This is a genomic window from Lacrimispora sp. YZC11 (assembly GCF_057543815.1).
Genome location: NZ_BAAJYQ010000016.1, coordinates 825,177 through 851,245 on the forward strand (window position 1 = coordinate 825,177; position 26,069 = coordinate 851,245).

At 35.8% G+C, this 26,069-nt stretch carries 20 protein-coding genes and 2 pseudogenes; 1 reads left to right on the forward strand and 21 read right to left on the reverse strand.

What is annotated here, in order from left to right; genetic code table 11:
- The 12 genes and pseudogenes from AC27IJ_RS18995 to AC27IJ_RS19050 form a co-directional block, all read right to left on the reverse strand.
- The gene (locus AC27IJ_RS18995) at positions 1 to 1,317 is read right to left on the reverse strand and encodes an ATP-binding protein (protein ID WP_312444545.1); all 1,317 of its coding nucleotides are present in this window, start codon (positions 1,315 to 1,317) and stop codon (positions 1 to 3) included.
- Positions 1,307 to 3,010 carry a TerB N-terminal domain-containing protein gene (locus tag AC27IJ_RS19000; RefSeq protein WP_487150232.1) on the reverse strand — a complete coding sequence of 568 codons (1,704 nt, stop codon included), beginning with the start codon at positions 3,008 to 3,010 and terminating at the stop codon, positions 1,307 to 1,309. Before AC27IJ_RS19000 ends, AC27IJ_RS18995 begins: the two co-directional genes overlap by 11 nt.
- Positions 3,011 to 3,306: 296 nt before the next feature.
- Positions 3,307 to 3,825, reverse strand: coding sequence for a metallophosphoesterase (locus tag AC27IJ_RS19005; RefSeq protein WP_487150234.1), 519 nt, complete (start codon positions 3,823 to 3,825; stop codon positions 3,307 to 3,309).
- A 15-nt stretch (positions 3,826 to 3,840) separates the two neighbouring features.
- Positions 3,841 to 5,136 (reverse strand): hypothetical protein, encoded by a 1,296-nt coding sequence (locus AC27IJ_RS19010; RefSeq protein ID WP_487150236.1) that lies wholly within the window; start codon positions 5,134 to 5,136, stop codon positions 3,841 to 3,843.
- Between the two features lie 242 nt (positions 5,137 to 5,378).
- Positions 5,379 to 5,557 (reverse strand): annotated as a pseudogene (locus AC27IJ_RS19015) (DNA adenine methylase); the annotation flags it as partial.
- An 83-nt stretch (positions 5,558 to 5,640) separates the two neighbouring features.
- Positions 5,641 to 5,940, reverse strand: coding sequence for a hypothetical protein (locus tag AC27IJ_RS19020; protein WP_487150238.1), 300 nt, complete (start codon positions 5,938 to 5,940; stop codon positions 5,641 to 5,643).
- A 53-nt stretch (positions 5,941 to 5,993) separates the two neighbouring features.
- Positions 5,994 to 6,155, reverse strand: coding sequence for a hypothetical protein (locus tag AC27IJ_RS19025; protein WP_487150240.1), 162 nt, complete (start codon positions 6,153 to 6,155; stop codon positions 5,994 to 5,996).
- A 661-nt stretch (positions 6,156 to 6,816) separates the two neighbouring features.
- The gene (locus tag AC27IJ_RS19030; protein ID WP_312444552.1) at positions 6,817 to 7,338 is read right to left on the reverse strand and encodes an AAA family ATPase; all 522 of its coding nucleotides are present in this window, start codon (positions 7,336 to 7,338) and stop codon (positions 6,817 to 6,819) included.
- Positions 7,339 to 7,837: 499 nt separating this feature from the next.
- Positions 7,838 to 8,764, reverse strand: coding sequence for an acetylxylan esterase (locus AC27IJ_RS19035; RefSeq protein ID WP_487150242.1), 927 nt, complete (start codon positions 8,762 to 8,764; stop codon positions 7,838 to 7,840).
- Between the two features lie 235 nt (positions 8,765 to 8,999).
- Positions 9,000 to 9,731, reverse strand: coding sequence for a helix-turn-helix domain-containing protein (locus AC27IJ_RS19040; protein WP_487150244.1), 732 nt, complete (start codon positions 9,729 to 9,731; stop codon positions 9,000 to 9,002).
- A gap of 278 nt (positions 9,732 to 10,009) precedes the next feature.
- Positions 10,010 to 10,090, reverse strand: a pseudogene (locus AC27IJ_RS19045) (SEC-C metal-binding domain-containing protein); the annotation flags it as partial.
- 1,556 nt (positions 10,091 to 11,646) lie between these two features.
- The gene (locus tag AC27IJ_RS19050) at positions 11,647 to 13,653 is read right to left on the reverse strand and encodes an ATP-binding protein (protein ID WP_487150246.1); all 2,007 of its coding nucleotides are present in this window, start codon (positions 13,651 to 13,653) and stop codon (positions 11,647 to 11,649) included.
- 618 nt (positions 13,654 to 14,271) lie between these two features.
- On the opposite strand from AC27IJ_RS19050, the gene AC27IJ_RS19055 reads away from it, so the two are divergent.
- Positions 14,272 to 15,492, forward strand: coding sequence for a phospholipase D family protein (locus AC27IJ_RS19055; protein ID WP_487150248.1), 1,221 nt, complete (start codon positions 14,272 to 14,274; stop codon positions 15,490 to 15,492).
- Positions 15,493 to 15,529: 37 nt separating this feature from the next.
- On the opposite strand, the gene AC27IJ_RS19060 is transcribed toward AC27IJ_RS19055, so the two are convergent.
- From AC27IJ_RS19060 to AC27IJ_RS19100, 9 genes are all read right to left on the reverse strand, one after another.
- Positions 15,530 to 17,803 carry an Eco57I restriction-modification methylase domain-containing protein gene (locus AC27IJ_RS19060; RefSeq protein ID WP_487150250.1) on the reverse strand — a complete coding sequence of 758 codons (2,274 nt, stop codon included), beginning with the start codon at positions 17,801 to 17,803 and terminating at the stop codon, positions 15,530 to 15,532.
- Positions 17,800 to 20,547, reverse strand: a complete 2,748-nt coding sequence (locus AC27IJ_RS19065; protein ID WP_487150252.1) for an Eco57I restriction-modification methylase domain-containing protein — start codon at positions 20,545 to 20,547, stop codon at positions 17,800 to 17,802. The genes AC27IJ_RS19060 and AC27IJ_RS19065 overlap by 4 nt, the downstream gene beginning before the upstream one ends.
- A gap of 121 nt (positions 20,548 to 20,668) precedes the next feature.
- Complete coding sequence (locus AC27IJ_RS19070) at positions 20,669 to 20,935, reverse strand: hypothetical protein (RefSeq protein WP_487150254.1); 267 nt, start codon at positions 20,933 to 20,935, stop codon at positions 20,669 to 20,671.
- A 145-nt stretch (positions 20,936 to 21,080) separates the two neighbouring features.
- Positions 21,081 to 21,260 (reverse strand): hypothetical protein, encoded by a 180-nt coding sequence (locus AC27IJ_RS19075; RefSeq protein WP_487150256.1) that lies wholly within the window; start codon positions 21,258 to 21,260, stop codon positions 21,081 to 21,083.
- A 119-nt stretch (positions 21,261 to 21,379) separates the two neighbouring features.
- Positions 21,380 to 22,171: an ImmA/IrrE family metallo-endopeptidase gene (locus AC27IJ_RS19080; protein WP_487150258.1), complete on the reverse strand. Its 792-nt coding sequence runs from the start codon at positions 22,169 to 22,171 to the stop codon at positions 21,380 to 21,382.
- A 7-nt stretch (positions 22,172 to 22,178) separates the two neighbouring features.
- Complete coding sequence (locus AC27IJ_RS19085; protein WP_487150260.1) at positions 22,179 to 22,568, reverse strand: helix-turn-helix domain-containing protein; 390 nt, start codon at positions 22,566 to 22,568, stop codon at positions 22,179 to 22,181.
- A 214-nt stretch (positions 22,569 to 22,782) separates the two neighbouring features.
- Positions 22,783 to 23,721 carry a COG2958 family protein gene (locus AC27IJ_RS19090; protein WP_487150262.1) on the reverse strand — a complete coding sequence of 313 codons (939 nt, stop codon included), beginning with the start codon at positions 23,719 to 23,721 and terminating at the stop codon, positions 22,783 to 22,785.
- Positions 23,722 to 24,090: 369 nt separating this feature from the next.
- Complete coding sequence (gene rlmD / locus AC27IJ_RS19095) at positions 24,091 to 25,449, reverse strand: 23S rRNA (uracil(1939)-C(5))-methyltransferase RlmD (protein ID WP_487150264.1); 1,359 nt, start codon at positions 25,447 to 25,449, stop codon at positions 24,091 to 24,093.
- Between the two features lie 171 nt (positions 25,450 to 25,620).
- Positions 25,621 to 25,914 carry a hypothetical protein gene (locus AC27IJ_RS19100; RefSeq protein ID WP_054791834.1) on the reverse strand — a complete coding sequence of 98 codons (294 nt, stop codon included), beginning with the start codon at positions 25,912 to 25,914 and terminating at the stop codon, positions 25,621 to 25,623.
- Positions 25,915 to 26,069: the final 155 nt, after the last annotated feature.

The window sequence follows — 26,069 nt, forward strand, 5'->3', positions numbered from 1 at the left end:
TTACACCTCGAAATCTAAAAAATCACTGTGTATCGTTTCATCGGACAGACCACCCTTGGCCATTTCAAAGCTGTTGCTGCCTAAAATATCAGATACACTTCTCTTTGGGTTCTGATGCAGAATATTAACAAGTTCAATGAAATCACGGATAATTTCTCTCGGAGTGATATGTGTGCCTGCACCAACACGATTATATTCCACGGTCAGAAAGTACAGTAAATCCTCGTGACTCATCGTAGGTGTATAGTTGTATAGCTGTGCATGAATGTCCCGCAGTTTTTCAACGAGAACATACACCTCTTCTTGCGTAAGCATTTGCAGCCTAATAATGGGAGCGGTTAAGTCCTTCATTTCGTCAGTGGCAAAATGTCCTTCCGCAAGGCGTGATCGAAGAGCTTCATAACTGAACAAACCTTTGTATTTATCTTCAATACACTGAGGTGTACCGCCGATTAAAAATCCAATATGCTTTGCTTTGCCCTGTAACACGTCGTTATACATAGTCAGAATTTTTTCATAATTGTTTTGTCTTGTGATGGAGTTTGGAATCTTATAGATATTGACAAGTTCATCAATGAAAACCAATAGCCCTTTATATCCGGCGTTTACTAAAAAAATAGCAAATATTTTCAAAAAATCATACCATGTTTCATCCGTAACAATGAAATTAATATCCAAATCTGCCTTTGCTTCTTTGCGGGATGCATATTCCCCGCGAAACCACTTCAGTACATTTGATTTCATTGCGGCATCATCTTGTTGGTAGGCTCTCCAGTAAGCAGCAACTGCCTTGGCGAACTCAAAACCGTTGACCATACCCTCAAGAGAACCAGCTACGGCATATATCTGTTTTTCAACTAATAGATTGAACGCTTCGCCTTCTACTTCGGACTGTGCTCTTATAGACGCCTGTATGCCTGAGATCCATTTTTCCAGAATCAACGGCAGTGCACCACCATCCGGCTTTGATTTCGTTGAAAGGTTTTGGATAAGTTCTTTGTATGTTGCAAGTCCCTGCCCTTTTGTTCCCGCAAACCGTCGTTCAGGTGAAAGGTCAGCATCGACCACCGCAAAGCCTTTTGCTGTAGCATAATTGCGTATGGTTTGAAGTAAAAAGCTCTTACCGCTGCCATACTTACCAACAATAAATCGAAAAGAAGCACTTCCATCCTCAATCATTTCAATATCATGTAAAATCGCTTCGATTTCCTGAGTTCGCCCTACGGTGATGTATTCAAGTCCTACGCGGGGAACGACACCACCCTTTAATGCATTTATTAGTATATTGGCTATCCTCAACGGCAATTTATTTTCCATTATACACCATTTCCTTAATTTTATTTATATATTCTTCATATATAATCAGACTATTGTCAAGTTCAAGAATGTTATCACCGATTGTGTCAATCGCCTTTTCATTAATACTGTCAGCCAACACTTCTAGCATAACCCCGTTGGCATCTGCAAAATGTTTCAGATTTGTATCCCCTTGAAGTATTAATTTAAGTGCATTCACTTCTGTTTCCTCTAGTATATTAAAAAGACTTGTCCAATTGTCTTGCATTGCTACAGAGGAATCGGCAAAAACAGTTTGAGATATAATAGGACTAGTCTCTACTGTGCTTGATTCAAAATACATCATAGGTTCGGTATCTGGCACGATTAGTTTTTCCTGTGTGTCATCAGCTTCAAGTCTTATTTTATAAAGAGAAGTTTCATCCACGGATACAACAATTTTTGTTGCTTCTTTGTAATACTCATTCACCGCTTCGTGTATTATATTTTTAAGGGAAATGCCCACAGATTCAAGTTTTTTTATAAGATCGCTGCCAACTAAATTAATATCAGCAGACAGCTTGTGTTTGAATTTTGTAACTTTTCGTAACTCAGATTCTGTTTGTTTCATAATATAGCCAATGAGTTGCCGACCGCTATTCATAGCCAGTGTGGAACTAAAAGACCAATTGTTTTGAGAACATATATATATTTCTTTATCGGAGAGCACAACTTTCTTATCCGGTTTCTTAATCGATGAATAAAACAGTGCATCCTTGAAAGGTGTCCATACAGACATCTTATTCGTCGGATAAAAAATCAAATCGTCAAAAATGATACCAGCTCTATTAAAAATAACTCTAAGTTTATGGATTACAGTACAAAAACAATCACTGAGCTGCCTTTTTGTATCATCAGTAAAAAAAATTGATTTTCTGATATCATATTTTGAAACATTGCAAAATAAATCAAAGTTGTCGTTCATGTCTGTTTCGTACATGAATACTTTGGCATAATGTGCTTGTAGATTATTTTCGCAGACAAATACTTTAAATGGCTTCGGAAGATCATAATAAATATGATAGTCCTTTATCCACTTAATCATATATTTATCAATCGAAGAGTCAAAACGCTTGAAAGCTCTCCAGAAAGACATTAGCTTATCAAGTCCTTCCTGAGAATCAACCACTCCGATATTATGAATCAGCTCGTAAATATAAACAAAGGCATATGATAATGAAACGTTTGTGACATTACCTTTTCTTACATCAGTCCGCCATGTAAAATATGTTCTGAGCTGCGCATAGCTCATTTGCTGGTAATAAGGAAAGTAGTTTGAAAACTCTACATAACCATTGTAATCATCCTCGTAATCCTTCATAAAAACAGCTTGTTTATAGAATACTTTGGAATTATTAATCCGTGTTTGTTTGTTATAAAAATGAGAATTGAAATTAATAGGAAGCTGGATATCTCTTGCTATTTTTCTCATTTCATTAAATATCTTACGATTCTCATCAACGATAGGATTTACTACTTGTGGCTGAGGGGTAGAAAATGCCTGATTGCTGTTTGTTCCTCCGTCAATTTCAATCTCAGCAAAAACATCATCTTCTTCAAAGGAAACAGAAGTGACATTTTGTAGAAACTGTTTTAATTGATTTTCCTTTTCTTCAAAAAAAGAAATTTGGCCCGGTATTTTAACAGATTTATATTTCTTGTCAATTTTGTTCATACGCATTTTAATTACGAGAAATACCCGCTACCTCCTTTTTTGATATAAGCTGTCTCACTTAAAGGTCTATTACTTTCAATCTTTGACGGTTGTAAACAAACTTAATCGATCATCATCTTCATCACAATTCTTTTATTGCGATTGATAGAGATAATATACCATATTTTTATGGATAACGCAAACAAATGTTCTTACCGTTGATTTCATTTATGGTAGCTGATTTGATCATAAAAGAAGCCATAAAGCATAGTCAACCTACCACCTTATGACTCCATGATTCCTTATGATATTGTTTCTTATTCTTCCTCTGGTTTCATAATTCCCATCAACCGTTTGATTTCCTCAAACTCAATGGGAGTATAATCAATCCGTTCCACACTAACACAAAAGCTCTGGCTGCTGTAATCGGTATACTGCTTACTGGCATGTACATGACCAAAAATGTTGGCATAGGGCATGTTGGCATTGGTATAAAGCGGTTCATGAGACAGTATCCAAAAGTGATCTAAAATAATAGGAGCATCGTAAACCCGATGAAATCCCATATCATAATAACTTTTCACATTTGGATTGTCATGATTCCCAAGGATCAGATATTTGATTCCCTTCAGCCGTTTTACAATCCCGGCAGTAACCTCATCCTTATAAAAAGAAACATCTCCTAACAGATAGACCTTATCCTGCTTTCCAACTACCCGGTTCCAGTTAGCAATCAGTGTCTCATCCATTTCTTTCACCGTTTCAAATGGACGATTCTCATAAGTCATAATAGCACTGTGACCAAAATGCGGATCGGCAATAAAAAATGTGTTCATAGTTCCTCCATAGCTCTACAAATAATCTAATACCAGCCGTTTGATATCCGGATGGTAATCCTCCAGCCGCACCATTTCTTCAATCAAATATTGCTCCAACTCTTCGGTTCGTGGATACCGCATGATGCAACGTAGGACATGATGATAAAGATCACCATTATGGGACTGTCTCATAAAAAACTGCCCTACCTCAATCCCCCTTGGTGACTTTAATCCGCACAGAGCCGACATCAAGTGGCAAATATCCTCCTCATCACAAGGAACGATCCCATTTAAGATATCATCCAATCGCTGGTCATCAATCACTCCCACCCGATCAATATCTGCCTGATCTGCTACCAGCGGATAAGCATTTGCCAATTCCTTAGAATTGAATGGAAGTGCATCATCTGAGCTTTGGAAAGTCATCTCCTGTTGAAGCTGCTTTACCTGATTTGCTTCCGATATCAATCCACCACCTAGATTCCATAGACGTTTTGTCTCCAATTTCTTCTGATCACTCTTTGTCAGCTGTAAATCCTTACAGGAAAAACTCATATCACCCATCTGATATTCAACACTCACATCATTACCCTGACCACCTTGCGGCCATCTAAACACTAAGGTTCCTGGCATGATAACTAAAGCATTCACATCCTGACTGTCAACAGCAGCCGCTAAGGCTTTATGATGTCCATCCAGTAATGTAGTCAGATAGCCATCCATATAGTATGCAACTGCCCGGCAACCGGGATGCTGCCGATAATATTCCACCCGCTCTTTGTTACATTTTCTGGTTGGTTCTGAAGCAATCGTAAAGTAAGGACGAAGATTTCCCCAGCCCCCATCACCATAATAATACATACAAGTACCTCGAGATACCCCCTCATGTGGAGATTCCCAGAATAAATGGCCACTGCCATCTGTTGGATGCAGGCAGGTATCTAAAATTACATAATAACCGCTTTCCAACAGCCCCAGCAATGGAAATAGATCTTGAACTGCCCTGGAAAGAGACACCTCCTGTTTACACCTGTTGATATCCGGCATGTCAAGATGAAAGCTTTGATCCATTCCATATCCACTGCGAACAATCTTTTCACAAGTCGGGCAAAAATATCCATCACCTTGAAACTGGATCAACGGCTTATCTTCCATTACAAGGCTCCACAACTGATTTCCTTCATACATAGAGTACACCTGCCGCAGCAGCCCCTTGCCATTTTGAACCCGAACCAGAATACCATCCGCATAGAATTCATCATGGGCCTGCCATTGCTTTAGGACATCAATCTGTATATCATTTTCTTTGAATAATTTCTTCCATAACATGTGTTACCCCTTCCGATGATTTCGCTCCATTACCTGAATATCACGACAATAAAAGCAAATCGATTCCTCTTCCATCTTTAACCAATTTTAATATAAACTATTGTATCAGATTCCACTTTAAAAATATACTCCTGAATGATTTCCTTCCCAAGGCTAAATTCCAATGATAGACCAAATGTATAATGTAGAGTCAACATAAATACCAACTCAACCCTGGAACTAATTGGCAGAAATCCAAGCTACCTTAAAAACGCCCATGTCCTGTTCTTGACACAGGAATAGAGATTGGCCAGGTTGGAATTGTAATCATTATACACCTCCATTTCTGCAATTAAATCCTTCTGCAATCCAAAAGTACCCAGCCACCACCGCCAAACACTTCAATGTAACGTCCGTAGTTACTCGGCAACAGCTCGTAAATAACTTTACTAAGAGCCTTTTTACCTCCTAACCTGCAGATAAAGCTATTGATAGTCCATCACCTCCTTCAAAAATTCCCGCACATTATTTCATTCCTATCTCTGAAATCTCCGACATCTCTCTTAACATTTCTTCCTCCGGCTTAATAAAAAAGCGGCTTCCAAACGTCCAGAAGCTAAGATAGAATTCTCCCTCCGGAGTGGTAATCGGACGCTGTTCCAGTACTTCTCCCCAGCCATTAGACAATTGGAGTTGCAAAAATTCCACCAACCTGTGATACTCTTCCTCATCCCGTGTTTCATGAATCTGGACTTCTGTAACGCCCCAGAGCCGGTCGTCCCATTCTTCGATCGAGGGATGAATGCTAACTACCTTTTTCTGCAAAATACCATCCTCCAAATAAACTGCCAGGCCGCATTTCCCCTCATCTGGAAGTTTCAGCAGGTCAATGGCTCCAATATTTTTTCCAGATAGGGTACAATTTCTGCTGCCGATAAATCGGTTGGATATTTTGCAACATGACCATCCTCATCCCGCTCATAGGTTTTGGGAAATAACGGATTCCACAGTCTGATTGTTTGAAGCTCTCTCTTCACCATCTCGCATTCTCTCTTTTCCTTATTTTTTGTGTTTCATAAATGTTTAGCTTTCAACTTACCGGTTTTAAGCAATAAAAAAAGACCCGTCCGTCTTACATAAAATGAAGAATGTGACTAGCCTTATTTGCATTGTCCAGGAATAAGCTGCTCAATATATAGGAAAGAGGATACACGACTTTTTGGTATCATACTTCCTCTGTATTTTCTATTTTTAGTCGGAAATGACCCATGTCATCTGTGAAAAGGTAAAAAAACGAGGGTAAAAAACGGCTTTTTAAGTCTATTTTTTGCCCAATTTTCACCCAAAAATCACTATATCTTGTGGTTTAACTTTTTTTTCCTTCAAGCCACAATTTGTCATTAATATTATCACCTCAACGTTCCCTGTTGTTGTAATTCTGATGACCAGCGAACCCACTCTCCACTTGGTGTCATGATGTATTTTCAATAATTCTAACGCTTATACTTCCTTTTTTAATAATCAGCTATGCTAATTATAGTATGACAACTCCTATTTACTGTTATATTTTTATAAAAATGAAAGCTGCCAACAATAAAGCCTTCAGCATACTGAGGGCTTTAGCCTTAGCATTTTTCGGTAGTAAATACCATCTCCAGATCTACTATCATTTCTTTTTATAAATTTTTGTTTTTCCAATTATTATCTCCTGAAGTGTAACAAAATATCCCTAACCGATTGCTCCGGTGACTGATCTGAGGTGTCGAGCCAAAATCCAATTTTAGGAGTTTCCTTCATGAAGTCCGCATACAGTGCATCCGGCGTAAAACCGATATACCCAACCTTTCCCCGCAATGCCTCACGCTTCTTTACTGTTTTCACATTTGGGCAAAGCACTATTACATGAACACTCCGATCCCCCAGCATATCTAATATGTGGGAAAGCTCTTCGCCGTAGTAATTATCCTGCATAACAACGGAAAACCCGCTATCATAATAGGTTCTGGCCACATCTGCGGCCAAGCGATAGCGCAGATGCAACTGTCGGACTGCTTCGTTGGACGGCTGTACGGACATCTCTGCACGTCCTGATATAATCATTGTACGAAATATATCACCGCGCAGGTGTACGCTGTTTCCAATTTCTGAAGCGAGCAGTTCCGCAACTGTTGATTTTCCAGACGCCATAACACCAGTAATTAAATATATTGCTTTCTCAAGCATAACACACCTCCTATTGATGCTTTTCAAATCCGTAAAGTATTTTATCCCAACGATAAAATCAAATTTGTCACTTTATCACTCTATCTTTCTAATCTAAAGAAATATTGCTTAGCAAGAATCAGAGTAAAAAAGATATTATTCAAATCGTCCCAACTATTTTCACTCTTGTTTTAGTTAATAGCACTAATCACATTATATCATGATATTTATAATTTTTACTATTTTATAGGATTATATATACTAATTCTATAATATTATTCGTAAACACCGACAGAGATAATAAAGACGTGAGCATACTTACTCACGTCTAATTATCTATCATCTATTTTCGATATAATTCGACAGCTGTCTCCACATTCCTTGAACGGTCAATAAAGATGCCCGTTGAACCTGGTGGGGCCTTGGCGGCAGAGTACATTTGCATGAAAATACGCAGTTACAACAATTCTTATCTCATACTTAATACGATACTATTCCATACATTTCTTGTACAACATCGTCAAGCATACATACGAACCCAAGATAATAAAAGAGTTATAAACTCTCTTGAATATCTATGCTCTAAATTATCAAAGTAATTATAAGAACAAGTACCAGGTAATAATTGAGATAAAGATTTTATAGCTTCAGCAGGACAGATATTATCTTTTCCACCTGCAGTTAGTAATACAGGACAATTTAATCTTTTAACATGAGAGATAGTATCTACAAATCCCAAAGCTTGCCATCCACCATCTATATTATCAATTGAACAAAGTGGTTCGTAGTTATAAGTAATAGCTCCCAGACTCTTTGCCATAGGCAAATTAGTAAGGAAAGGTACATCTGCCGCTACACATCTTACTCCCTTATCTTTAAAAATCGAACCTAATAGCAAAGAGCATCCTCCGCCTTGACTGGTTCCAAAAAATGAAACCCTATTTTCTATTACTTCAGTTTGCGCCATTGCCCACTTTATTGCTAAAATACAGTTTACAAGCCATTGTTTATATCCTTTTTCGGCATAGCTTATTACCGTGTCAGCCAATACAGGCCAAGCATTATCCCGTTGTTTGCTTTCATCTGGTCCATTAGGCGTAGCATATCCTAGTGGTGAAATGTGAAGAACATTATATCCTTGTGATACAAGTTCTGGATGAGTACTAATTTCTGCACCATATCCAGGAGTATGGATCAGTAATGGTGCTGGTCCAGACATTACTGGTTGCCAGTACCCATAAAACTCATCCATACCTTCAGGTTTGAATTTTACATATCTAAACTCGTTTTTTACATGTCTAATCCCAAAACTGAAGGAAAATCCATTGTCAGAAAGAACTTCAACATCACATTTTATTGAGTTAGCCATTTTCCATATAGATTCTACCCATTTATCTACCTCTTCAGGTATTGGATAATTTTTAAATTCTTTAAATTCTGAATACATTGTTTATCTCCTTATTTACTTTCCATATTTGTTTTTGTCATAACATTTCGAAAATTAGCTATTGATATGAAAAACTGTTCTAGTTCTTCATCACTAAGGCTTCAAATTCTTCTAATTATATTTAATTTCAAATTCTGTTTGTGATTAAATGTGAACTCTTTACCTTTTTCAGTCAATGCAATATTAATAGATAGCTTTGCTGACAGGCGTTTTACTTAATAATTGTATTCTTTTCTCATCCATTTTTATTTTTACCTTTCATTTCCTTTGCCATAATGTTTAATCTATCATTTTCGGATTCATAATCTCTTAGAATATGAAGCGCTTTTTCATTAAGAGCGCCATATAAAACAGCAGCTTCAACTTGAGGATAGATATATTCTGCGTACGGTAGCATAATCCTGATTAATCTATAATCAAGATCACCTTCTAGGATTTTCTGAAATATTATAGAAATTGAATTTCCGTCAAGAAACGGAATTAATCGTTCAAGCAAATTTTCATTGATTGTGTCATATGTTGCGTTTTCCAGCAGTTTGTCAACTGCTTCATCATTTATGTATTCCGCAAGTGAAACAATACTTGAAATATCTATTCCATGTTTTGCAAGACCTTTTGCCATTTTGTCAAGTAAACTGGGCTTTAGTAACGGTGCGATATTTACAATATCAGATATGCATTGCTTGTCCAATTCACTGCATAAATCTTGCCCTTCCACAGCGCTTTCAAGAATGGCCGCTTCCTTTTCAGTTGGATGGCCGGAACTAATAAGTTCATCAAGAGTGATGCCGAAAACATCTGCAACTTCAATTAAAATAGATATATCGGGGAAACTGTCTCCGCACTCATATTTAGATATTGCTTGACGGGTCAGGTTAAGTCGTTCAGCATTATTGGCGAACTTCGATAAGGTATACGATAAAATCAGCGATGAAGAGAAAAAATCCCTAATTTCTTCGCTTATCAAAGAAATAGAGATTTTCCATGTGACGAGGCTGAATTGCCCCTAAATTCTATTTTATTTAATTTTCCTGTTTATAAAGACGGTCGAGATGTTTGTGGGTTTTTGTGGGACAAAAGTACACACGTCTCAACATTCCTGTCGACGAAAGCTTTATACTACATGGCGAAAACCTATTTACATTTTAAGATGTGGGGTAAGCATATTGGCCCTTCAAACACATTTACTATCGCTCCATCCAGACTTATTTCCACTGACAGTCCGATGCACTCGAACCGGATTTTTTAATTTCTACCATGACAGAATTTGTACTTTTTGCCACTTCCACATGGGCAAAGTTCATTTCGTCCTATCTTCTTCGGCTTACTAATTGGCATTCTGGCCATGACAGGAATCTTTCCATCAAACATGAGTTCCAACTCGCGCAATCTATATAAGTATTCAGAGATGGACAAAATCCCCTGAAACAGATGCACTGCTTCATTCTCAAACTCCAATAAATATTCCGCTTCTTTCTTAGTTCTATCTTTTGGATTTGGAATGTATGTAATAAGCTGCGATGCTGTATTGTAATCCACATCATTATGCCCAATTGCATTACGAAGTTTTGGATTAACAATTATTTTTAGGAAATAAGTATATGCTTCTGCATCAAGACAGAAATGATATCTTTTTGCCTTAGTTAATCCTATAAAATCCTCCATCGATACAGCCTTAGGCTCAACAGGTGATAATTTGTCAAAGTCACCTCTATATTTGATATTATTCAATGCTACTGGAATTACTAACAAATTTCCTAAGGCCTCGTATGCATCTAAGTAAAATTGCTTTACAGTATTAAATGAACTAGTCGTTGTGCCTTCGTTCTCAAAATCAGTTGATCCCTCTTTGCAGTATTGTAAAACTAATGCCGGAATAAGAGCCTGATGAATATCAATAAAATCTCCAAGCATTTTGTATATAAGTGCTTGCATTTCTTCAATATGATATCCATCGTGAGAATTCATGAACTCAATTAACTTTTTTAGTTGAGCACTGTCCAATTTCAAAATATCGCTACTGAATGACAGATTATCAAGTATTTCCCTCTTAAGCGGAGAGTAGAATCCATGAACTTCTATCATATGAACAGCTCTCAAGATTTCCGATTCGTCTCTACATTGGAAAAATTCACCTTCAAACGTTTTCTTTATTTCTTGGACTACATAGTCGCTTTTATTTTGAAAGAGGTCTAATATCTTTTTATATTCTTTCCATTTACCAGCAGTTTTATTTAACTGTGATACCGATTGACAAAAACGTTCATATGAATCCTCATTCTTCATTCGATTCATTACTCTAATAAATGGCGTTATTACAACTCTCTCACCGTTCTTTACTTCACACTGTTTCACAACCGGAAACTCTCCAGAGCATTCAACTAAATAGTGTTCATAATCTTCCTCATCAATAATAGTAGCATTATCAAACTCAAAATCTAACCCCAAAGACTCTTGATCAATTGTCACATGACCTGATAAGGAAGTTCCACATTTGCCGCAAGTAACCACAACAGGATGTTCAGTTTACCAACCAACTTGTAAACGTACTCTTGTTATCCTATCGCATACTTGGCATTTTATAAAGCAATTGTATACCATATATGCACTCCTTCCTAGTGTATTATATTGAAATTTTTATATTCTCCAACTGTCATAGAAAAGTTTCTGCGGACGAATCATCACTTCAAAAAACACACGTCCATTCCTTTCACAAAATCCCTAAATCCTTTGATTTGCAGTGCTTTTCTCTCCAGTAACACCACGGTTTCGCCATTCCTGTGGATTATTAAATAGCAAATTCAAGAACATTCCTTCGTTGATGGGTTAAATTTACCCCTTCCCATTCTATCTATAAAGTATAATGAATACTCTTTAACTTGTCATACTACTAATTCTTCTGCTGCCCTTGCTGAATTATTATCCTGTGCAGCAACTATTTCTTCTTTTGTTTTCCCTCTACTATCAATTATCTTTTTTTGCTCAACTTGTAGTTTATCAAACAAGAAATCATAATTGAGTTCAAATTCTGTAAATATTTCACTCCAGGTTTTTACATATATTTTGAAATTGTCTACTGAATATACAAGAGATTTTTCACCATTATGCTTTAGGTTCCTAATTTCATTTTCTATTTGATTGTTATATTTATTACCAACTAAATAAAATTTCCATTCTATACTAGGTGCATTAAAACGAGCTTCTTTAAGTACAATATCTTTATATCTTTTAACCTGCTCTAGTTCTTTGTAACCTAATGTTATTTTAGGGTGCTTTAATTCGACAATAATGCTACTTTTGACATCACCATTTTTCATTTGGCGCACAGCAAAAATATCCATTTGCTTACGTCTGTCTGGATCATCAATATTTATCTCTTCTTTCGTATATGTGTCGCCGTCAAGAATATAAATATATCTTCTTAACGCTTCTTCAAAATCAGGCTCCTCAGCTGTTACTAAATGATATTGTTCACCAAACAACCAATAATGTTTCTCTATGAAAGGCTGTATTGCATTGATTTCACCCGCCCCGAGTTCCTTATTGAAAACTAATTCCTTTAAATCTGCAACAGCCTGAGCTCGATCTTTTAGCATTATAATAGTTCTAGAAATATTCGACATCGTCGTATATTCCAATGCTTCTGCCAACTCTGCTCTTTCATCTTTTGACATGTTTACAACACTGTCTATTATTTTAACAAAACTGTCTCTTTCCCCTGATTCCATAATTAATGCAAACATCCTTATAATGGTTTTTAATTGTGGCTTATTCAATCCTGATAATATTTTGGGTTCTACATAATACACTGTTGAAATCAATTCATCTAAACATTCTTTTTTAAAGTTATCTACTGGATTACTTTCATCGAAATCTGGATACGCTTCTTTTTCTTCAACTGTCTTTAAGAATCTTTTTGCATATTTTTTTATAAATGGAGTCCTTTTTTCTCTGATTAAATTATCAATTTCCCTTTTTATATATTTAAAAGCTTCATCTTCCCTACTACTTCCAGCAATTTTTAACCGCATTTGTCCAGTCACTGCTGAAAAGTCAAAATCATCAAATAATGTACTGGTTACATATACACTGTGATAAAAATTGTCCCCTTTATTATTTAAAGTTGTATTTTCCTTGAATTTCTCCTTGTTGCTACCATCCAAGTAATAATACTTTGAATATTCACCATTTAATTTTTGTGACCAGCGACAAAAAATAACCTCAAATTCGATATTATTGTACTTATACTTTCTTACGTCACGATCTTCAAGAATTTCGGAATAATCAATTGGTTCATCGTCTATCAGCAATTTGAATTTGTTATTTTTCATCAATTCTAAAAACCAGCAGAATTCAATATTTAAAAAACGTTTCATGATACTAATTTGAAGGTCTTCATTCATTTGAAAAAATCTCACTTTAGTTCCCAACTCAGTATTTTTGTCTACTTCTGTTGGTTCCGTTGCGATATAATCATTTAAACCATCTCTTTCTATTTGAATTGAATATTTATATTTTTTATCCTCCTCCTCATATACAGTCTCCCATACCGCTTTTCCTGCAAAAGTAAAAAATGTCAATCTACCCACACCATTTTTCCCATGATAACTAGAACTATTTGATTCACTATTACGAATAATAATTTTATTCGACTCAAAGAACGGCTTGAATTTTGTATTTAGCTGGCTAAAAGGAATGCCATACCCATTATCGGAGATACTTAATTCTTCTACACCATAAATACTATTCTGTAAAATATTTATACTGACATTGTTAGCCGTTGCATCATATCCATTCCATACATATTCAGCAATAGCTTCCTCTGGCTTATATTTCTTCAATACACGCTTTATGCCCTTTGAGCCAAGTTCAATCTTTTGAATAGCCATTCTTTACCTCCCACCAAAATTCATTGAATTCCTACTTCAAAATAGAAATTTATAATATAATTTATTTTTGCTAAAACGTTCATTTTCCTTACCCCACTACGGTAAACGGAAACATATTTCACTCTAATCAACCACAAAAGCACACCTACATATCCTGTCCAAAACCCGGAAACCCTTTGATTTACCGGGTTTTCCTCTCCAGCAACACCACCGTCTCAACGTGCGGTGAAAGTTGATAATTATACTACATGGCGGAAGTATCAAATTACCCCATTTGTATAAATATACTTTAACCTGACAGGATAGTCCTATGTTTTCTAATTCTAGATTCTCAAGAACATATATAGAAAAGCTTCTGGGAGTATTGAACCACTGCATTGTTAGGTGTTCCAATAATCCAGGTTTATACACACGCCCTTCAAAACAAGGCTTTCAAGTAAGAAAACAAACGTCCACAATATTTTATGATGAAATAAACTAATGCCACAACTATATGTTCTCGCTTATCACTTTCTATATTTCGTGAATAAGCTAATATCAAAATCCTGCACTTTTAAATTGCTTTTTTATTAAGCTGTATATATAATAATGATATACATCCTAGAAAGGAGCATATCCATGGAAATTTTAAACCAACCTTATGATGGTTCTCTTGGAGAAGAATTAAAATCAAACTTAAAAAAAGATTACGACCACCTCTATGTTATTAGTGCATTCGCAAAAACAAGCGGCGTACTTAGACTAAAAAAGTATTTAGAAAATTTTAAAGCCTTAGGGAAAAAATTTGACGCTTACATCGGAATTGATTCCTATGGCACTTCTTATGAGGCTTTAGAAAATCTATTTTACTTATGCGATTCATTATATATTATCCATAATGATAATCCAAGTATAACCTTTCATTCTAAAATATATTTATTCACTAATCATAACAGTGCTTGGCTTTCCCTCGGTTCCAATAATCTTACAGGTGGAGGTCTATGGTCTAATTATGAAAGTTGTACCTTAGGACAATTAACTTCCCCAAAAGATAAGAAAATGCTGAATTCTGTTAAAATGTTTATTAACAGCTTATCGGACAGTAGCAATCCCTGTTCATTTAAAATCAATTCCATCGATGATATAAACCAATTGCAAACTGATGGATATATAAAAAACGAAAGTATACTTAGCTTAGGTTTTTCTTCAACCCAAAAGGCAACACACAAAAAAAGCAGTGTAGCAAAAATTAAGTTTGGCAGAACCTCTGCATCCATGCCCAAAATTACACCCTCAAAACCAGGTGCTCACATTAGTCCTTCACCAACTGTATCTACTTCTCACCCCAGTTTATCAAATGATGATCCTTCAAGAATATGGTTTGCTCCAAGAAAGATGACAAGTGCGTCAAAAAATATTCTTGATTTGTCAATGCAAGGAAAAATTAAAGCAGGAAATGCAATAGGAACAACTTACTATATAAGTCCAACACATATCAAAGGTGGAGTTCACTTTTTCGGTATCAATCCAACTCTGCGATCTGACAAAAATATTAAAATAAACTATAAAGGTAAAGACTACAGCTATAGCACAGTTAAATATCCTACCGGTGGATCTGATCCTAATGGCACATGGCGCCTCCAACTAAAAGGAGAAAACCCAGACGGCAATATACTATCCATTATAGCCAATCATAACAATGAATTTGTATACAAGATACTTATTTTCGAAAAGATAACAGATGATTATTATTCGCTAACTACTGCAGATCCATCACTTCTTGATGATTTCAAGGAAATGAGCTTGGTTGTTGCGGCAAACGGAAAAGCTGGAACAGGAAAAGACTTCGGATTATATTAAAAAGGTGAGGTGCTAATAAGTAGCTTTATTAGCACCTTTACTTCTTAAAAGTTTTTACCATTATATCATATTCATTTTCAGTAAAACCATATAGCTCCACAAAGACTTGATCTAGTTTGAACCTCACACCTTCTCTATTAATACTTTTTGGCAATTTGCTCTGCATCATAGGCTCTATTAATTTATTCACCCGATCCTCTTTTGACAACAATGTTCCAACTAGGTCTATTATATATTGTTCAACGGTTAGTTTAATACCGTTAATTACAAGTTTCCTAGAATAGGCCTCCTTTGGTGGTACCGGAATTTGCTTTATAACTGTTTGTGTTAAATCTATTCCAGGCATTTTCATTCTTACCAAGTAATCAAATGGCATCGAATTAAAAAGTCCCAATAGAACTATTAAATCTTTAATATTATGAGTTTGAAGCATTTGTAAAGATTGACAAGCCGGAATAGTTGGTAAAACCATTGCTATAGTTGTCCTTGCATTTGTATTGGAAGTAAGGCTTCTCCAATATAACGTATATTCTTCATTGTAATTTTTCGATAATTCTTTCCAAAAATCTCTTTTTATAAAAAAACGACTTTGAGGTAATGGTTTATTGGGGCCTTCAGGTATTTTAATCGCAAATGCTTTATTAGAATATTTTTTATCCTCTAATACTCCATCAAAGGTCGCAAATCTTCCATCATACTGTTCAATGAATTTTCCTTCATATATAGGTAAAACACTTTTATCTTCCCTCGTAGTAATAAAATTCGAATGTGTGGTCAAATGAACGATTCTTCCAAAATGGCATTCAGGATATACACTCGTAAATAAAGCATTTTTCTTATGAGCCTTTTCCAATATGTTGAGCTCATGAAAACTTGCTATATTGGGCAGCATATTTGTTAAAGGATTAATAATACTTATGGTTTGTTTATCTACTAATCGCTTTGTTAGAGAAAACATCTCTTCTGGATTATATATTCCCGCAATTAGTTCAAACTCCTTTTTACAAGCACTACCAATTGTAACAACGCAAAATTTCTCTCTTGAATCAATATTGAATATCTTATTCTTATTCTCAAACAAAAAAATCGAGTAAATGTTGTTATTGTCTAAAAAGTAGTTAAATAATTTTCTATTGCCAGGTGATGTAATTAATGCCGTTTTGACTATTAAAGTGGCAATCCCTCTTACTGACAATATTCCATAGGCCAATTCTGTAAATAATATATATGTATTCAATTCACCATGCAAAGAATGTTTTAATAAGGGATTATTCTTTATTAATTGCTTAGCCTCTTCATAATCTTTTGATACCAGTTTATACCAATCGTAGAGATCTGGTTCTAACTTTTCTAATTTAATAATAAGCTTTCGCCGCTGATCTTTCTTTGATAGAAGCGATATTTCAGGTTTGATTGACTTAAAAAACTTCCGCTCTTCAAACCGTACTTTCTCCCATGGCGGGTTTCCAATAACCATATCAAATCCGTTTAAATACTCCGTTATATTTAACCCCATCTCTTTTGCATATATGCGCTTTAAAGCAAAGCAATCAACCTTTTTGTCCATCTCTTTCTCTTGAGCAATATAAAGTAATGGGTTCCCAAGTATGAAATGACTAATAATCTTTGTCCATTTTTCAGTCGATGCATTCATTAAAATATTACAAACTGCTATTTGTAGTGAGATCGGATCTACATCTACTCCCCACAGAAAAGTGCTACTATCATCAAAATTAATATTATATTTGTCTAACAGTAACTCTTGTATATTGTTAAAAAACTCTCCACATCCACAAGATAAATCAATTATCTTAACCTTTTTGTCTAAATCATCTTCAAGTTTTAACTGCTTAACACTTTCCTTAATGACTGCCTTAGACATATTCGTTGGGGTATAATAGGCACCTATTGCATCTTTAGATTCTTTTCCTGAAACAAAGTTAATGTTTTGATCCTTATATGTTATTTCAAAATCTAATAATGTCTCTCGCAGTTGTCCAATATCATTGGTAGATAAACTACTCCAATCATATCTACAATACTCCCTATCAATAATATATTGATGATTCTTATAAAAAATATGAATATTAGAAGGAACTAACTTTAATGAAAACATTTCACTTAACATTAAATCCAATGAAACTGTAGTACTTTTTTTATTTATTCTGTTATAATTAATATTTGAAAATACGATGAATTCTATATATAATCTAAATTTATATATCTCTTCAATACTAAGTTTTCGATTTAGTAAAATAATATTTAATACTTTTTTTTCTAAATAAACTATCTCATTAGCTGCTCTCTTCATAAATACTCCATTAAATTTATTTGTTTTTTTGATTCATCATACGTATACAAGGGGTTTTCTAAAAAAGCCTTCTGATGAAATTGGTTAAAGTTTGTTGTTATCCATAATTGAATCTGGTCTATATCATATACTAAAGATGGATAAGTTCTTACTATTCTATCTAGAATATCCTTAATACAAATATTTTTATATGATGTTTTTATAGTTGGTGAATATTCTAATGCTGTTAATACCAACAAGTGTAAATATACAGCTTTAATTTTTTTATTTAATAAGGGATACTCCTTTATATTGTTTGATATATTTTTATATAAATCTTTGGGATCTATTTCTAAATCTTGTGCAAGATATTCTAGAATCCCATCACACCCTCTGATATTTTTGTTTGGGCTCGTTCTGCTCAACATGCAATTAATAGTAAGATAATTTGAGATATAATTATCCATTTCGTTTGATAAAATTTTAGCCTTTCTTTGCTTATTTTCAAAAACAGCAAAACCAATTAAACTATTAATTACCTCCCTTTCATACCCAGATAAATTGTAAAAATCAAAAATTATCTCATCTATTATATTTTCATATATTAATTGTAATAGCTCCATTTTTAAACTATCCAAAAAAAAATTTTCAGCCCTTTCTTCTAATGACAATCCTTTCAAATCAGGTGTTAGTGGTGTATATTCTATATTAATTGGTACCATCGATAGTCGTTTTGTTTTTAGCTGATAGCATTTTTTTGCATATATCGAGATTTCGCTAGATTCTAGAAGTGATTTGCTAATAGGTATTTTTGAAATATAGCCTGCTGCAATTGTTAATTTCGGAGTTGTGGCTTTTATCCAAAATGTCGACCATCTTGAATTCAAACACCCCATATGTGCAAATTCATCACCATCCAAAAAACGAATGCCAGGACCCGATGCAATAAATATTTGCTGTTTTCTTATCTTTCTTACATTAAGACCAGCAGTACCTGTATCGCTAAAAACCATTCTGGTTTGTGAAAAATACTTCTCATTTCTTACAACTGACCCTTTTGTTTTTTTAACTACTTCACCATCTTTTCCCCAATGCACACAATAATGGTTCAAACCATTCCACCTTGAATACCCCCCACCTTTACTAACCAACTTCCAAGAGGGGTCTTCTAAATGCTTCCAGAAATAATCAACTAATCTTTTAGAGTCACCTGTAGAAGTACCTTGCATTGGACTCGCTGATGCCCCATATTTATGCTCTGACTTTTGAATACTTTTTAGTTTATCAGAATCGATCATGTTGAAAGATGAATTACCATTCTCCAGCATCTCCTTTTGCATAAAACTCAAATTATATTGTGCCATTTTCTGATAATCACTTAGACAACTTTCAATCTCTTTATATGATACTCTTTTTAAATTATAAGCCTGAAAGCAACTAGACTCTGTTGGCATGCTTTTTGAAAGTTGCAGCAAAATCACATTGGTTTTTTCACCATTAATATCATAAAAAGCATTAGTTCCTAACTCAATTATCATTTTGACTCGATAAGTACTCAGGATTTTTTCTCTAAACTCATTAAAACTATCCAAATATAACCAACTATTCTGAGTCACAAGATTACAAATTCCGTTTTTGTTTAAAATTGCAGCACAAAGCTGTATAAACGCATTGCAAACATCACATTTAACTAGTGGATAATTCTTTTTTAAAAACTCCTTTAGTTGCATACCCATTCCTTTTATAGTTTGAAATGGGGGATTCGTAAAAACTAAATCAACATTAGAAAATATCTCATCCATATATTTAATTGTTCTATCATTCACATTAATAACACAATGTTCGTTGAATAAAAACTCCAAACTGCCAATAAAATTGCTATTAACTGATGTATATATATGTGTTTCAAAGATATAAAAATCATATATATTAATATTGTAATTTTTAATTTTTAAAATTGATAATGATTTTAGTTTTAAGTTAATACTTGCTATTATCGCTAAAACTGGATCGATTTCATAACCAATAATTCTTTTTAGTATAAGGTTGATATTATTGATACAAGCTTCCTTAGTTCCACCAGATTTTTCTTCTCTTACTAAAGAATCCAAAATGAATATAAGAAAATTACCGCCCCCACAAGCTGGATCCACTATGTCACCATCAAAATCTTGCAAAGATACATTATTCACTAGAGCATGTATCATATATTTTTCAGTAAAAAACTGTGTATCTTCAAACCCTGTATCTCTTGATTGTTTATTTAGAAATTGATAAGCCCAAGCATAAGCATCATCAATATACTCATTATAATTCTCAATAAATTGTTCGAAATCTCTTGAAAAACTTACATACTTTATAGGATATTCCATTCCAAAAATATCAATAATAGTTTTTCGAACCAATTCGATTTCGTTGAAATAGTGACATAAAAGTTTTTCACCAAATATTTGCATGACATAGATTTTGGCATTGTATGGTGAATCAACTTCATTTACTATTTTTTTATAAGTTTCAATTGTAATCCTTTTTATTTGGTTCCTTGCTTCCCTAGCACCATTTAAAATGCTAAGGTCTTTATTTTTTTTATTGATCACATTCTTTTTTTTTCGTTCATCTTTTGGTTTTAAAACATTATCTGGTATTATCCACATATTACCGATTTTTTTCGCATTGTGTATTCTATTTTCATTACATAAAGTTAATACTCTGCGTTTTGATACTCCCCATCTTTTCGCAGTTTCCTGTGCCGATTTATATTCCATTCAAATCACCTCCAGCTAATTATATTCTTATTCGAGAATAATATCAATATATTTCTCATCATTTTACTATCTTAAAATGCCTATCCAAAATTTAATATCATAGCATGCCTCATTTTACGCTTTATTTACATTCAACCTCTGCCCCATCCAAAAACACAACTAATAACTCTCCATTCTCAAAAACCTTAATACATTGTAGAACTCTCAACATAAAATCCAGATACCCATCACGGTTTTCCTGCATGAATTCCAGAGAATTATGCCGTCTCGTTTCGGCACGGTTTCTCCTGGACTGCATCTTCTCCATTTCGATGATAACTTCACCAATATTTTCATCCACTTCTATTTCCAACCTCTCTCCGGTTAAAAACTCATAATTGATTCTCATGCTGCTCCTTTCTTTACCCGTGAGTAAAGCGGCAGCAGCAGAAATGGAAAAAAGGCAAAAAAATAGCCGGAGTAAGCTGGTATTCCGCTTTACTCCGGCTATTTGGTGTCGCGCTTATGTGGACCCTTTGCTCGGTAGATTTCTTTTAATAGGTTACTAATTCTTCTTTGATCTTTTCATTCTGAATGCTACGAATCCTGTAGCGAACCTGTATGATATTTCTGCAATGGGGGCATTTCAGTTCTACCCATATATCCCCGTTTGCAGATGAGCATATATCAACTGCCCGCTTCCGGCATATCGGGCAGTTCATTTTCTCCTTCATCCTGTTATAGCTCCTTTCCTGTCAATGAGTTAGTTGACATATGATACAAAAAAAATAAGCTGATAAAAAATGTCAACTATGTACTTGACACGCTCCCTTTAAAATCAGCACTCTGTCATTCACAGAGTGCCTGGCATCTGCCGGAATATGTTAAGCTGTCTTTCATTATGATTATTTTGGTTCTTGCCTGCATATTGGGTGAATCCCAACTGGGACAACCGGATACTGGCAGAAATGGGTGATACCTGAAATATCCCTGCAAGTTTCTCTGCTAAATCTGATTCATCAAAATAAGGGGTGGCAGTCAAGTCTAATACTACATTGATAAACGGTGTTTTTGGCATCAATATAGCGGCACTGAAATATTTTGCATGATGTTCCAGCCAGTCAGTATCAGTAACCAGCCTTTTCTTCCCGATTATCTCCAATCCGCCCTCAATATCTGTCTTTTTACATCCTGCGATTCCTGATGCTGATATTTTTTTCTGGTTATTTCTGCTTTTGGCATATGCATAAAAGTCCGAATGAAATACCCAGCGCCCGCATTCATGTCCTATCGTGGAGCGGAGCCGGTACTCCTTCCAGTCTTCCAACACTGTATTGTCGATAAGCATGGTACCTCTCTTTGCATAAAGATAATCCGCACATTTTTCTTCCGAAAGATAAATAGGGACTCGTTCTGTCTCCTGGAACACCATCCTGCCTAAAATCAGCCCGCAATGGGAAAGGTACGTATAATCCAAGGTCAAGTCCAGATAAAATTCTGCAAATTCTTCCATGTTTACTGGCTGTGGGGTCTTTAATAAGGAAGGATTATAATCTTTTAAAAATTCTTCTGCATGAGCATCGATCTCTTCATTACACATGATGGGAACACCATTTCTTTTTTTCCTTAACTTTGGCTGGTACATAATCGGTTCACCCTTTCCTTGCCTTTAATTCATTCAGCAGAACCTGCCACTCTTTTTCCCCTGCACCAGTTTCCATCGACAGCCGCAATGCCTCTATCACATAAGAATTGCAGAGCATATAATCTGCACAATCCTGAGGTGTTGCAATATCATTGGATGACCGAGATTCTGCTGCCATATCATAAAGTATATGGGTTTCCACATCGTCCAGCATTAAAAAATGAGCCAGTGATTTCAGTCTTTCTGACGTAAAGGTACTGCTTCTCCCTTTCTCCACCTCGCTGTAGAACTGTGGTGATACTTTTATTGCTTTTGCCGTTTCCCGCAGAGATTTTCCTTTGCTTTTTCTTAACGTCTCCACGTATTTTCCAAATTTTAATCTATGGTCTGTATTCATAGTTTTTCTCCCTATAAAGAATTTTATATGGTAAGCATTGCCATGAATACAAACATCTATTCGTCAACTTGTTAATTGACAAAAAAATTTTTATTGGTATTGGTATTTTGAATTTTGTAGACAACATCAGATTAAAAAATCCCCTGCTACCTGCTAAATATTAAGCCGACAGTGGGGATATATGATTTGAATTAGAATTGTTACTGTCAGAAATTCAAGACAGGATTCCGCATTTTAAAGCATACTGGCACATCTGCTCTTCTTCGGTGTAGGTTTCATCATATTTACTCTTAATCTTTCCTACTTTGATATCTTCCATTAAGTCTTCCAGGAACTTCTTAAAGTCTGGATTGCTGTCGACCAGACGGTTTATGGTATCCCAGTCAAGGGATTCCTTTTCCTTTGCGGAGAACAGGATTTCACTTTGCATGAAATGCTCCGCATCCAACTGGATTACTCCAATCCCGAATGCATTGTTTAAACGGCGCATTTCATCCATTAATTCCGGATTCTCCGTAATATGTAGTGCTACCAGATATCCTTCATGCGCCCAACTGGAATTAGATACTGCCTGGAAATAATACTCTCGGAGGTTGGCAAGATTGATATTGATTTTCATTTCAAAGGAATACAGTTTATAAGGATTCACTTTTAAAATATCAAATAGCTTAAGGGTATTTGGTGTATAAGATTCAAAAGGGAAATGTACACCTACAAGATCCGGGTGCAGCCATTTGTTCTTTCCACTCTTTTCACGCTTGGAAACTTCATGGTAAATGGTTTTTGTGGAGCATTTAAAATGTTCATCGGAATTAACAAAACTTGAAAGCAGGATGTGTAGATCCCGTTCTGCAAATTTCAGCTTTTTTCCCGCCCGTTCATGCCTGTCCTCATACTCCTGTAATCCTGCCGTTTGTCCTTTCATGAAAAACTTTGCAGGGCGTTTACTTACCTGTTCAAATATCGTATCTTGGTTGTTCTTAAGGTCTACATATATTCTTGCTGACAGGGTGCGGATAGGGGTTTTGCCGGAAGATGACAGTTTCTCCAGTAAGCCATATCTGCCCGCCGCTTCCCACATTTCCTCTACTGACAGTGGTATATTTTCGTGTTCTAATACTTCTTTTGCTAAATCTAAAAAGCTATAACCCATAAATTAACTACCCCTTTCGTATTTCTATATTAATCTATAATTTTAAATATCATGTTTTTGGAAATATTGAGAGAATCCTCGATAAGAATATGAGCTGATTAAATGTACTTTTATTTTATACCAAAGACATACTAAATTCAAGTGTCTTCCCAAAAAATAATCTATCTGGTTAAATGTTTTTTATCTTCTAATAAGGATTTCGCTAATTTATATGTACATTTCAGCGAAACCCCTATATGTTTTGGCAAAAGCAGTACTTTTAACAATCTGGCATTACCCCATCCCCATGAAAAAAATCATAAATTTATCTTTGCCTATATAATAACACAGGTTCATCTTTACTTGATATTCCCTCAACACCGCATAAAATCAAGGTTTCATCGACAGCAAACAAACGGTCTCAACATTCGCCGTCGAAGGAAACATATCCACACAACAAACCTTCTCCACCCGATACCCTCTCTCTTGGAAAACAACCAAATCCCTAACCAAGCTAGTCGGCTTACAAGAAACATAAACCATCCGATCCACACCAAAATCAATAATCTTACCCAACGCCTTAGGATGTATCCCATCTCTCGGCGGATCCAAAATAATCAAATCCGGCTTATCCTTCAACTCGTCAATGATCTTAAGTACATCCCCGTCAATAAATTCACAATTCTCAAGACCATTCAGCCTTGCATTTTCTCTTGCTGCTTCCACCGCCTCTTTAACGATTTCCACACCCACCACCTTTTTGGCTACCGGAGCAATTATCTGAGCAATAGTACCTGTTCCGCTATATAAATCGAATACCACCTTATCCTTTGTCTCCCCCACATATCCTCTGACCGTCTCATACAAAACTTCCGCCCCAAGGGAATTGGTCTGGAAAAAAGAAAACGGGGAAATTTTGAACTTTAGCCCTAAAAGCTCCTCATAAAAATAATCCTGTCCATATAAAATATCAGTCCTGTCACTCTTAACCACATCTGCCAGACTATCATTCAAAATATGGAGAATACCCACAATCTTCCCATTTAAAGAAAGCCCCAGCAACAGATCTGTAAGTGGCTTCAAATCCACCTCTTCCTGCGTTGTGGTAACCAGGGCTACCAGGATCTCACCGGTCTTAACAGCCCGGCGCACCAAAAGATGACGCAGATATCCTGTATGCTGCATCTTCTTATAAAAACCGGTCCCCAATTGTTCGAAATACTCCTTTACTGCCTTCAGGATGTCACAAAAATCCGGATTGACTATCTTACATTCTGTAGTAGTCACCACGTCATAAAAACTTCCCCTTTTATGCATTCCCAAAGCAAGAGGACCATCCTTATATTCATCCCCAAAGGAAAATTCCATCTTATTCCGGTATTCCGCTTCCACAGGGCTTGGCCGAATCCCTTCAAATTCATAATCCTCACAGACTCCGTCAATAAGGGCCTTAACCTGCTGCTCTTTGATCTTAAGCTGCTCCGCATAGGGAATTGTCTGATAAACGCAGCCCCCGCAGCTTCCGAAATGAGGACATGGATTCTCTGCCGATTCCAGGCTTGAATGCTCCAATACCTCAAGAATCCGCCCCTCACAGCGCCCTCCTCTTTTTTTGTTTATCATAACCCGGACCTTCTGGCCGGGAAGTGCATGCTTTACCGTAATTTTCCCCTCCGGAAGTTCAATGATTCCCTTGTCAGGAAAATCAAATCTTCCAATCGTACCCTCGTATATCTCACCCTTTTTCACTATGCGTACTCCTCTTCTATCTTTATTTCTGCAGGCAATGAGCCAGGCGCAGGAATGCTTGCGTTTCTGCATCTGGCAAATGCTGCAGGCTATATGACTTTTTCCTATTCCAATCGAGCAAAAAAGCGTGTCTCACTGTCTGAGGCACGCTCTCTCTTTATAATGCCGATCCTACTCTTCAGAACCTTCGCCCGGTTTGTCGTCTTCAAAGAAATCATCGTCGAAATCATCATCAAAATCGTCTTCGAAATCTTCTAAATAGTCCGGTGTGAAGAAACGGTATACGGTATAGGCAATTCCTGCCACCGCCGCCACTGCACCTATGATAGCCAGTATCCAGAGGATACAGTTTTTCTTCTTCTCTTCCTGTTCCCTTCTATGAAGCAATTCATTCACTCTGCTTGAGCTCATAAGATCTTCCAGCTTACTCATGGCTTCTTTACTCATTGCATCAAATCTGTTCATATCTCCACGTCCTTTCTGAGAGCCCTGCTTTTTTATGCCCATCTTTCGGGGCAGTGCCCACCCCGCTTTAATGGGTTTAAAGGTACGCCTGTAAGGCATTTCCTTCAAATCTTCCGGCTAGGTTTTAGTCTCTCTGCCTATCGCAGTTATTATAC

Bases quoted from the DNA above. Each gene is read 5' to 3' on its own strand.
- AC27IJ_RS19080 (WP_487150258.1), bottom strand. From the start codon at position 22,171: ATGTACCAGCCAAAGTTAAGGAAAAAAAGAAATGGTGTTCCCATCATG.
- AC27IJ_RS19055 (WP_487150248.1), top strand. From the start codon at position 14,272: ATGGAAATTTTAAACCAACCTTATGATGGTTCTCTTGGAGAAGAATTA.
- AC27IJ_RS19030 (WP_312444552.1), bottom strand. From the start codon at position 7,338: ATGCTTGAGAAAGCAATATATTTAATTACTGGTGTTATGGCGTCTGGA.
- AC27IJ_RS19010 (WP_487150236.1), bottom strand. From the start codon at position 5,136: ATGTTATGGAAGAAATTATTCAAAGAAAATGATATACAGATTGATGTC.
- AC27IJ_RS19065 (WP_487150252.1), bottom strand. From the start codon at position 20,547: ATGGAATATAAATCGGCACAGGAAACTGCGAAAAGATGGGGAGTATCA.
- AC27IJ_RS19090 (WP_487150262.1), bottom strand. From the start codon at position 23,721: ATGGGTTATAGCTTTTTAGATTTAGCAAAAGAAGTATTAGAACACGAA.
- AC27IJ_RS19070 (WP_487150254.1), bottom strand. From the start codon at position 20,935: ATGAGAATCAATTATGAGTTTTTAACCGGAGAGAGGTTGGAAATAGAA.
- AC27IJ_RS19085 (WP_487150260.1), bottom strand. From the start codon at position 22,568: ATGAATACAGACCATAGATTAAAATTTGGAAAATACGTGGAGACGTTA.
- AC27IJ_RS19005 (WP_487150234.1), bottom strand. From the start codon at position 3,825: ATGAACACATTTTTTATTGCCGATCCGCATTTTGGTCACAGTGCTATT.
- AC27IJ_RS19050 (WP_487150246.1), bottom strand. From the start codon at position 13,653: ATGGCTATTCAAAAGATTGAACTTGGCTCAAAGGGCATAAAGCGTGTA.
- AC27IJ_RS19035 (WP_487150242.1), bottom strand. From the start codon at position 8,764: ATGTATTCAGAATTTAAAGAATTTAAAAATTATCCAATACCTGAAGAG.
- AC27IJ_RS18995 (WP_312444545.1), bottom strand. From the start codon at position 1,317: ATGGAAAATAAATTGCCGTTGAGGATAGCCAATATACTAATAAATGCA.
- AC27IJ_RS19100 (WP_054791834.1), bottom strand. From the start codon at position 25,914: ATGAACAGATTTGATGCAATGAGTAAAGAAGCCATGAGTAAGCTGGAA.
- AC27IJ_RS19075 (WP_487150256.1), bottom strand. From the start codon at position 21,260: ATGAAGGAGAAAATGAACTGCCCGATATGCCGGAAGCGGGCAGTTGAT.
- AC27IJ_RS19060 (WP_487150250.1), bottom strand. From the start codon at position 17,803: ATGAAGAGAGCAGCTAATGAGATAGTTTATTTAGAAAAAAAAGTATTA.
- AC27IJ_RS19000 (WP_487150232.1), bottom strand. From the start codon at position 3,010: ATGAACAAAATTGACAAGAAATATAAATCTGTTAAAATACCGGGCCAA.
- AC27IJ_RS19025 (WP_487150240.1), bottom strand. From the start codon at position 6,155: ATGGTGAAGAGAGAGCTTCAAACAATCAGACTGTGGAATCCGTTATTT.